The sequence below is a fragment of the Streptomyces sp. SID14436 genome, assembly GCF_010548465.1.
Taxonomy (GTDB): Bacteria; Actinomycetota; Actinomycetes; order Streptomycetales; family Streptomycetaceae; genus Streptomyces.
The window spans coordinates 1-5,209 of sequence record NZ_JAAGMD010000544.1 but is presented as its reverse complement, the minus strand read 5'-3'; the positions used below and the strand labels follow the sequence as shown (position 1 = coordinate 5,209).

The window sequence follows — 5,209 nt, the reverse complement described above, 5'->3', positions numbered from 1 at the left end:
CGGGAGACCGGGCGGGAGACCGGGCGGGAGACCGGGCGGGAGACCGGGCGGGAGACCGGGCGGGAGACCGGGCGGGAGACCGGGCGGGAGACCGGGCGGGAGACCGGGCGGGAGACCGGGCGGGAGACCGGGCGGGAGACCGGGCGGGAGACCGGGCGGGAGACCGGGCGGGAGACCGGGCGGGAGACCGGGCGGGAGACCGGTCGGGAGACCGGGCGGGAGACCGGGCGGGAGACCGGTCGGGAGACCGGGCGGGAGACCGGTCGGGAGACCGGGCGGGAGACCGGTTCTGACCAGGACCCGGCGGTGCTGCCGGTCGGCTCCCGTCCGCTCACGTCACGCGGGCCTGAGCAGGTACCCCGCGCCACGCCGCGTGTGGATCATCGGCTCCCGGCCGGCGTCGATCTTCCGGCGCAGGTACGAGATGTACAGCTCGACCACGTTGGCCTTCCCGCCGAAGTCGTACGACCAGACCCGGTCGAGGATCTGCGCCTTGCTGAGCACCCGCCGCGGATTGCGCATCAGGTAGCGCAGCAGCTCGAACTCGGTCGCCGTGAGGTGGATGCTCCTCCCCGCCCGCGTGACCTCGTGACTGTCCTCGTCGAGGGTGAGGTCACCGACGACGAGCAGTGACTCCGGGCCCCGCCGCCCGGCCGCGTCGGAACGCCGGATCAGCCCGCGCAGCCGCGCGACGACCTCCTCCACCCCGAACGGCTTGGTGACGTGGTCGTCGCCGCCCGCGGTCAGCCCGGCGACACGGTCCCCGGCGGCGTCCTTCGCGGTGAGGAACAGCACGGGCACGTCCGGCAGTTCCCGGCGCAGCCACCCGAGGACGGCCGGGCCGTCCATGTCCGGCAGCACCAGGTCCAGGACGACGGCGTCGGGCCGGAACTCGCGCGCGGCCCGTACGGCGCCCTCGCCGTCGGCCGCGCTGCGGATCTGCCAGCCCTCGTACCGCAGGGCCGTGGAGAGCAGGGCGGTGACCGACTGCTCGTCGTCCACCACCAGCACGCGGACGGGGTCCCTGTCCGGCGTCGGCGATTCGGTGCGCCCCTGGGGCGTGGTCGTGGTCATACCGGACACCGTGACGGGGCCCGGTGAGAGCGGCCTTTGCGCTTTCTGTGTTTTCGCTGAGAAAGCAAGCCGAGAGAGCGGCCCCCGCCCGCTCAGCCGGCCCGGACCAGGACCGAACCCCCGCCCCTCAGCCGGCCCGGACCAGGACCGAACCCCCGCCCCTCAGCCGGCCCGGGACGGGGCCGACCCCCCGGCCGGGCTCAGGCCGAACAACCAGGCCGCGTTGTCGTGGCAGACCGCCCGCAGCCAGCTCTCCCCGAGGCCCAGCCGTTCCAGCGCCCGCAGCTGGTGGAGGTAGGGGTAGGGGATGTTGGGGAAGTCCGTCCCGAGCAGCACCCGGTCGCCGAGGCCGGCCAGCCGGGGCAGGGCACGCCGGGGGAACGGCGCCAGGCGCTCACTGAAGTCGGTGAACGCCATGGTGGTGTCCAGCCGCACCTCCTCGTACCGCTCCGCCAGGTCCAGGAAGTCCTCGTACTCGGGCATCCCGAGGTGTGCCACGATCAGCCGCAGCCGGGGGTGCCGGGCCAGCACCCGGGCGATGGGCTCCGGCCCGGTGTACTTCCCCGGCGCCGGCCCGGACCCGCAGTGGATCACCACCGGCACCCCCGCGTCGGCGAGCAGGCCCCAGGCGGCGTCGAGCGCCTCGTCGGCCGGGTCGTACGCCCCCACCTGTACGTGTGCCTTGAAGACCCGCGCCCCGGCCTCGACCGCCTCCCGGACGTAGTCCTCGACCCCGGGTTCGGGGAACAGCGTGGAGGTGTGCAGGCAGCCGGGGGTGCGGCGGGCGAAGCCGACCGCCCAGCCGTTCAGCCAGGCGGCCATGCCCGGCTTGTGCGGGTAGAGCATCGCGGTGAAGGCCCGCACACCGAACGACCCGAGCAGCGCCGCCCGTTCCCGCTCCTCCTGCCGGTAGGTGATCGGCCACTCGACGCCGCCGGTCAGCGGGCCGAGGGCGTCGAAGTAGGCCCACACCTTGGCCAGCACCCGCTCCGGCATGAAGTGCGTGTGCACGTCGACGAGTCCGGGCAGGCCGAGTCCCTCCCAGAAGCGCCGCACGTCCGCGGCCTCGGCGGTGGGGGTGAGGTGATCGCTCATGCCGCCCACGATCACCCGGCACCGCACTCCGGGTCCACACCCCCGCGGTCTCAGAACAACCCGTCCTGCCGTCCTGTCTTCTCCTGCCCCTTCTCCTTCCTCTTGAGCTCCCTCACCGGCACGTCGAACGCCCGCCCGTCCCCCGGCACCAGCTCCCAGCCGGTCAGCAGCCGCGTGTCCAGCACCACCGCGCCGTCCCCCTCGGCCGGCACCAGGTGCAGATCCGGCCCGGCGGCGGCCACCAGCTCCCCGCACACCGCGCCGCCGGCGAGCAGTTCCCCGACCGCTCCGACGGCGGCCGGCGTCCCGGCCAGGCCGAAGACCCCGACGTGGTCGACCGGCCGGAACGGCTCACGGGAGAGCGACTCCGGCCACCCGTCCAAGCCGGCCGCCTGCCCGTGCAGCTCCGCGAGCTCCGCCGCCCGCTCCCCCTCACCGGCCGGCAGCACCGCCCGTACGGCCCGCTTGTCGGCGTAGGGAATGCGGTCCGGCACCCGGAGCGCCGCCCGCAACAGCTCCTCGGTGCGCCGGGCCGCCATCAGCGGACCCGTGCCCAGCCAGCTGAAGCAGACGGCCCCCTGCTCCAGCAGCCGTACCGGGCCCCGCACCGCCACGGTGATCCCCACCTTGACCATGCCGGGCCCGAACCACGCCAGATAGACGCGGTACGGCCGCGGGTCGTCGGCGAGCGTGTCGGCGGCCACGGAATGCGCCCGGTCCAGCCGCGCGCACTCCTCGCACCGCGCCCCCGTGCTCCGCGCCGGCACCTCCGCACCGAGCGGACACCTGTGCCCCCGCGCCCCCACGCAGCTCCGCACACCCCCTTCCGCGACCGCGAAGGCCACCCGTTTCCCCCAGGTCAGCACGCTGTGCCGACCGCCGTCCCAGACCAGCACGGGACCGTCCGCCGACCACCGCAGCCCCGAGCATCTCCATGCCTGTGCCATCTCTGACGAGAGTAGGGGCCACCACTGACAACGCCCCCGCCCCGCCCGGCAGCCCCGCACCGGGAGCCGGGCGGCTCCCCGCCCGCCGGCCACCGTGAGCCGGTGCGCGGCGAGCCGTGCAGCGCCGGCCGCCGACCCCTGCGAACGCGGGCCGGGCGGCTGAGGTGCCGGGCCTGCTGCGCGGTGCCACTCTGGATGAGGGGGCGGACCGCTCGGGGACACCTCGGGGACCACCCGGGAGAGCCGAAAGGGTGAGCACATGGCGACCAACGTCGGCGGAACGCGCCACCAACGCAGCAGTTGGGAGACACCGAGCGCCTGGGCGACGGGCTGGACCGCGGCCGCCGCGGTCCTGATGACCTTCGGCGGGATCATGGCGATCTTCCAGGGCATCGCCGCCATCGCCAACGACGACGTCTTCGTGGTCACGGACAACTTCGCCTACGCCTTCAACCTCACGGGCTGGGGCTGGGTGCACCTGATCCTCGGAGCCCTGGTGATGCTGGCCGGCATCTCCCTGCTCCGCGGGGCGACGTGGGCGCGCGTGGTGGGTGTCGCGCTCGCCGGACTGAGCATGATCGCCAACTTCGTGTGGCTGCCCCACGCGCCGGTGTGGTCGATCGTCCTCATCGTCATCGACGGCTTCATCATCTGGGCCCTGTGCGCACCGCGCCGCGAGGTCGGCGCGTAGGACACGGCACTGTCCGCACCGTCCCCGCACCGGCGGCCCGGCAGAGAGCGCGACCGCTCACCGCATCACGCGCTGCGGCGCGCCCTCTGGTCGCTGCTCTTCCAGCTCGTGGCCGTGACCGTCATGATCACCGCCTACTTCCTGCTGCCCCTCGACGGGCTCGGCCCCCGCCGCCCGGTGCTGAGCTGGATCCTGTTCGGCCTCGCCCTGGCCCTGGTGGCCGGCCTGCTCCTGAAGCAGGTCGTCCACGTCCTCCTCGACCATCCCAACGCCCGGCCCGGGCTGGTCATCCCCCTGCTGATCTGCCTGTCCGTCCTGGTCTTCGCCACCGCCTACCAGGGCCTGGCCCAGCACCCCGGAGAGGTCGACGGCCTGACGACCCGCCTCGACGGCCTCTACTTCACCCTCGTCACCCTCGCCACCATCGGCTACGGCGACATCACCCCGCAGGGCCAGTCCGCGCGCCTGGTCACCATCCTGCAGATCCTCTACACCTTCATCTTCCTCACCGCCTCGGCCACCGCCCTGACCCGCTACCTCCGCGCGAACCTCCAGCACCGCGGGCATGCGAGGGGCACCGACGACTGAGGGAGCCCGGGCGGAGACGGGCGGCGTCCGGTCCCGGTCGGCCTGCCCGCGAGGGGGTGCGTGCCTCGCTGCCGCGCCCCTGAAACACGACAAAGGCCCCGGAACAATCCGGAGCCTCTGAACTGTGCACTCGGCAGGATTCGAACCTGCAACCTTCTGATCCGTAGTCAGATGCTCTATCCGTTAAGCTACGAGTGCTTGTCTGCTTCTTCAGTTTTCTCGCCGCTCCCGGACCCTGCGGCCCGCTCGCGGCGACAGGAAGAACATTACATGACTGCCGCCGCCATGTGAAATCCGTTTGCCGCACCCGTTGTGACCTGCGCAAACGCCTAGAGAACGCCGCTTTGGGGCGGTGGCTACGACGAAGCCCCGGCCACTGGGACCGGGGCTTGTCGATGGGGCGGAGGCGGAGGGATTTGAACCCTCGATGGGCTTTAAGGCCCAAACCGCATTAGCAGTGCGGCGCCATAGACCGGACTAGGCGACGCCTCCCCGCACAACCTTCCGCGCGCGAGCGCGAGCCGGTGGTGCGTGCCGATGATGACACAGCCGCGAGGGGTGCCACCAATCGACCCCTACGGTACTAGGCAGGCAGGCCGCAGGGCAAAGCTGTTGCGGACGGCACGCCGTCGGCCGCAACGTCCCGCGCGCTCGCGCGTTGATCAGGGCATGTCGCAGGTCATCCCCCAGGGCACCGTCCCGCACGGACCCGCTTCCGGCCCCGCTTCCGGTCCCGCCCCGTCCGCGCTCCCGTCCGCGCTCACGGCCGGGACCGCCGGCCCGGGCGGGTCCGCCACGCCGCCCGGCGTGCCGC

The 5,209-nt window shown here is 73.3% G+C and carries 5 protein-coding genes and 2 tRNA genes; 2 read left to right on the top strand and 5 right to left on the bottom strand.

The features are described 5' to 3' along the window. Nucleotides 1–336: 336 nt before the first annotated feature. From G3I53_RS19155 to G3I53_RS19145, 3 genes are all read right to left on the bottom strand, one after another. Nucleotides 337–1,074, bottom strand: a complete 738-nt coding sequence (locus tag G3I53_RS19155; protein ID WP_164338179.1) for a response regulator transcription factor — start codon at nt 1,072–1,074, stop codon at nt 337–339. Nucleotides 1,075–1,236: 162 nt separating this feature from the next. Continuing rightward, nucleotides 1,237–2,169 carry an amidohydrolase family protein gene (locus tag G3I53_RS19150; protein ID WP_164338180.1) on the bottom strand — a complete coding sequence of 311 codons (933 nt, stop codon included), beginning with the start codon at nt 2,167–2,169 and terminating at the stop codon, nt 1,237–1,239. Between the two features lie 50 nt (nt 2,170–2,219). After that, complete coding sequence (locus G3I53_RS19145; RefSeq protein ID WP_164338181.1) at nt 2,220–3,116, bottom strand: DUF2797 domain-containing protein; 897 nt, start codon at nt 3,114–3,116, stop codon at nt 2,220–2,222. Nucleotides 3,117–3,375: 259 nt separating this feature from the next. Here G3I53_RS19145 and G3I53_RS19140 point away from each other — a divergent pair, with 259 nt between their 5' ends. Next, nucleotides 3,376–3,807 carry a hypothetical protein gene (locus G3I53_RS19140; RefSeq protein ID WP_164338182.1) on the top strand — a complete coding sequence of 144 codons (432 nt, stop codon included), beginning with the start codon at nt 3,376–3,378 and terminating at the stop codon, nt 3,805–3,807. Between the two features lie 123 nt (nt 3,808–3,930). After that, nucleotides 3,931–4,395 (top strand): potassium channel family protein, encoded by a 465-nt coding sequence (locus tag G3I53_RS19135; RefSeq protein ID WP_164338183.1) that lies wholly within the window; start codon nt 3,931–3,933, stop codon nt 4,393–4,395. A 125-nt stretch (nt 4,396–4,520) separates the two neighbouring features. Here the strand turns inward: G3I53_RS19135 and G3I53_RS19130 are convergent. Together G3I53_RS19130 and G3I53_RS19125 are read right to left on the bottom strand one after the other, a co-directional pair. Then, nucleotides 4,521–4,593 (bottom strand) — tRNA-Arg (locus tag G3I53_RS19130). Nucleotides 4,594–4,796: 203 nt separating this feature from the next. Continuing rightward, a tRNA-Ser gene (locus G3I53_RS19125) sits at nt 4,797–4,887 on the bottom strand. Between the last annotated feature and the right edge of the window lie 322 nt (nt 4,888–5,209).